Consider the following 3,954-nt stretch of genomic DNA (forward strand, 5'->3'; position numbering starts at 1 on the left):
TTCGCGCGGAAAAGGATCCGGGTTGCGCCGTATCCGCGCCGTCATCGCCCGCGCGGCGCCCCAGCCGAACAACCCGGAAGCGCCGAGCACCGCGAGACCGGTTCTCAGGACGGCAGCCCGCTCTTGATGGCCGCGTCCTGCTTCTTGGCCAGATCGACAACGAAGTCCGGTTGCAGCGGATCGCTTGGCCCGCTTTCGAACTCAAGGACCGTGAAGACCTTGCCCTCGGTGAACATCACGATCGCCTTCGACTTCGAGCCGTCCGGCGACGGGCCCACGGCCATCTGGCCGGCGGTTCCCACGTCGGCCGGAGCCGGGGCGGACTTGACACTCAGCTCCTGAATTCCCCTGGCGCTCTGGTCGAGCGCCTGCGACGCCGCCCCGGCGTCGGGATAGACGTAGATGGTGTCGTCGACCTTGCGGGAGCCGCCCTGATTCATGAAGACGCCTTCGGTTCCGGCCGGGTTCGGGACGGGCAGCGTCTGGAACAGGGTGAAGGTGTCGCCCGGCACGACGATGTCGGTGGGCTTGATCAGCAGACCGCTGTAGTCGGACGGCTGGGCGGCACCGCCGCTCGACGTCGGTGACGCGGACGACGACGGCGCGGCGGGCGTCGACGCCGTCGGTGACGGTGACGACGTCGGGCCGGACGCCTTGTTGCTTCCGCAGCCCGCGACGGCCATGCCGACCACGGTGCTCGCCACCACGCCGGCCGCCGCGACCGATATCTTCACCACCATTGGCTCCTTGGGGTGCGGTCGGCCCTCGCCGACGTCTCGCGCAACATAGCCGACCGCGCGAGCCACTGGGGGCAATTCACGTTGATTCACGTTTGGCGGGGCGGCGTACGGGCGCCCGCATCTCGGAGCAGGTCAGCGGCGCCGGAAACGCTCGCGCAGTTGGGGATCGTTCTCCCACCACAGTCCCGACGGCGCGGCGGTTTCGCTCTCGGCGGCTTCCGCCGCGTCCATCTCGGCGTCGACTGCAACCGCGTGCGCCTTCTCGTCGCGGGACAGCGCGCGCATCAGCACCAGCACAAACGGCCAGCCGACCACGTCCCCGAGGATCCACAACACGCCGGCGCCGATCGTCTGGTCGAGCCGCTGATCCGGGCCCCACGATCGATGCAACGCCGCATAGTAGGCCGCGCCGATCAACGAGCCCTGCCAGATCACCAAGCCCAGCACGCCGTCGCCGAGCGCCTCGGCGACGGTGATCAGCAACGAGATCGCCTGGGAGTACCTCCGGGGAACGGGATCCGCCTGAAGTCGGGCGTAAAAATAGCCGAAACCGATCGCCACCAACATGATTCGAGTGGGCGCACCGATCCATTCGTTGTCGAGTGCCGCGGTGTACCAGGGCGTCAGGTAGAGCAGCCACGGCGTGCCCAGCATCGCCAGTGACGTGGTCAGCGGGTGTGCGAGCACGCGCGCGAACCGGCTCGCCAACAGGCGGTCGAGGCGGTCGCGCCCGACGGGGCCGAGCGCGTCGCGCACCACGGTGACCGGCTTGCCCTGCGCGAGGAAGAACGGCACCACGTACAGCAGCAGCAGCACCTGCAGCGCGCGCATCCAGAACAGGGCGTAGGCGTAGGCGCCGACCGCACTCATCGTCGCCAGTACCCACAGCACCACGCCGACCCAGAAGCAGCCGGCCCGCGCTGGCCCGACCGGTCGTTCGGCGCTCCGGCCCTGCCGGTAACACCAGGCGTATGCCGCGGCCACCACCACGATTGCCGCCACGGAGGCCAGGTCCAGACGCCAGGTCTGGACCAGGGAAGCCCATGTCAGCGGCCCCGGATCGGCGCGCATAGCCCATAGCCTGCCAGATGTCGCGCTCAACACGATCGCCCCCGGCGTCACCACATTCAGCCCGTTGGTCGCCCGGCGGGCGTACGATCAACGCACCGAATCCATCCAGGGCCCGGTTGTCAAGGGGTTAGTATCGCCGACAGATTTTCCCGGCACGCGACGGGCAAGAGGTCCCGTAGATTTCTCAACAAGCGGGCGGTCAAGCGCGCCAAGGTGAGTTCGCATCGTCGACCGCCAACCTGCTTTACATCCGAAAGCGTTGACCAACAACATTTTTGATTAGGGCTTCGCGCCCGCTCGGGACGCGATGTGCATGGAGTCGGTGGTATGTCGCGCGCGATCATCTGAGATCGCGTCGTCGCCGATTCGGTTGAAATGGCCGGTTGGCGGCCAGACGGGATGATCGCCATGACACGACACGAGGGCCGCACGGATTCCGGCGGCCACCGCGCGGGACCGGAGAACACACCGCGCCTGCGGATGAAGCCCAAGGCGCGGATGACCGGGCATGTCGACGGGGCATGGTGGCCCCACAGCGAAGACCTGCCCAGTGAGCTGCCTGATCTATTGGCGGTGCTGTCGGTGCGACTGGGCCCCATCGAGCGGTTGATGTACGAGCTTTCCGCATGGGGAAAGGCACCGGCACGGCTGGCAACCGGGGGAAGGTCGGTTCGCCTCGACGGATTTCGCCGTCAGCCGGCCAATACCCTCCAAGCGCTCGGGGTCGGCCGCGAGAGGATCCTTCTGATGGTGGTGCCTCCGAGCACTGCTCCAGACATCGCACACGAGGCGATGATGACAGCGGCGGCGCCGGGCAACGCTTCCACGGTGGGCGACCTGCTCGGGATCAGCGACGGCGGCCAAGCACCGCCGCTCGCGAGCTATCGACCGGCATTTCACCGCCGCGTCCGGAGGTTTCGGGCACGGCAGTCGAGGTGAGCGCGACATCGCTGCCGAGGTTCACCTGTAGATTGGTTGGGGAGCCGTTCGTGTCGGGACTGCCACCGTCGACATTTTTACTGTAGATGAGCAGCTCAGAACCGATCGCCGATTCCTCGACAGACCAACCTTTGTGCCCAAACCGAACCACATTAAGGACCCCGCCCGATGAAATCACCGGATTTGTTTTCACATCGCTACGAGCCCGAGGTCGCGACCCACAGCGGTCGTGATTCCGAACCGGTTCAACTTCCCACTTTTTCGGACCGCCCCAACAGCGATTCCGCGGCTACGACGCCACGCTGAACTGCGGGCTGCATCGCGAGCGAGCCACCCGCTGGCGAAGCCGTTGCGGGTCAGCGCTTCTTGTCGTGAAGCAGGGCCTCGGTAGACGAGACACGCGCCGCTGCCTTGGCCTGTTTGGCGGCGCGCTTCTCTTTTAGGGATTTCCCGGACTTCTTGGTCATCGTTTGCCGCGGAGATTTGTCAGACATGGCCATCCCTTGATCATGGGGGCCTTTGTGGTCCCGGTGCCCTGACCCTACAGCCTTGGCGCACGAGGTTGTCGCAAGCGCTGAAATGCGCGTCCCGCGGCCGGATGACGCCGATTCAGCTGACGAGGCCCAGCGCGTGGGCGCGCCGCAGCTTGCCGGACGGGGTTTTCGGGATCATCCCGGGCTCAAGCACCACCACCTTGCGCGGGCGGACATCCACCTCGGCGAACACCTCGTGGGGCACCTGACGCTCGATGCGGCGCACCTGCACCGGGTCGGAGAGCGCCCACCGCAGCGAGGACAGATCGAAATCCCCCGGTGTGGCCTGTCTGCGCAACCGCTTGGCGAACAGGTTGTAGGCGAAGTTTGGCGCGGCCGTCATCGTTCCCTTGTACTTGTCAATCAGCTTGGCCCACAAAAACGTATCGCGCAGGAAGTCCATTGGCGTGACCTTGACGAGCTCGAGGCCGTAGAACATCGGTACGGTCATGAAGCCGGTCATACCCATGTCATGAAAACAGGGCAGCCAGCTCACGATCACGTCCGAATCCATGTCGACGTTCGCGCCGGCAAACATCGCCTCGGCATTGGCCACGATGTTTGCGTGGGTGATCCGGACCGCCTTGGGAAATCCCGTCGATCCGGAAGTCAACTGCATGAATGCCAAGTCATCGTCGTCGGTCTCAACCGGGTCGATCCGGCGGCTGTCG

The 3,954-nt window shown here is 66.0% G+C and carries 4 protein-coding genes and 1 pseudogene; 1 reads left to right on the forward strand and 4 read right to left on the reverse strand.

Features of this window, described 5'->3' with window-relative positions:
- Positions 1-104 precede the first annotated feature (104 nt).
- A complete protein-coding gene (locus VMD50_RS19175) occupies positions 105-734 on the reverse strand; it encodes a hypothetical protein (protein WP_325429652.1) in 630 nt (209 codons plus the stop codon).
- Between the two features lie 138 nt (positions 735-872).
- Positions 873-1,811 (reverse strand): cytochrome c oxidase assembly protein, encoded by a 939-nt coding sequence (locus tag VMD50_RS19180; protein WP_325429653.1) that lies wholly within the window; start codon positions 1,809-1,811, stop codon positions 873-875.
- A gap of 408 nt (positions 1,812-2,219) precedes the next feature.
- Between VMD50_RS19180 and VMD50_RS19185 the strand changes: the two genes are divergently transcribed.
- On the forward strand, positions 2,220-2,750 hold the full coding sequence (locus VMD50_RS19185) for a DUF5994 family protein (RefSeq protein ID WP_325429655.1): 531 nt from the start codon (positions 2,220-2,222) through the stop codon (positions 2,748-2,750).
- A gap of 356 nt (positions 2,751-3,106) precedes the next feature.
- Here the strand turns inward: VMD50_RS19185 and VMD50_RS19190 are convergent, their stop codons facing one another.
- On the reverse strand, positions 3,107-3,250 hold the full coding sequence (locus VMD50_RS19190; protein ID WP_325429657.1) for a hypothetical protein: 144 nt from the start codon (positions 3,248-3,250) through the stop codon (positions 3,107-3,109).
- 244 nt (positions 3,251-3,494) lie between these two features.
- Positions 3,495-3,954: pseudogene (locus VMD50_RS19195) on the reverse strand (AMP-binding protein); the annotation flags it as partial.

The organism is Mycobacterium sp., from assembly GCF_035506235.1.
GTDB lineage: Bacteria > Actinomycetota > Actinomycetes > Mycobacteriales > Mycobacteriaceae > Mycobacterium.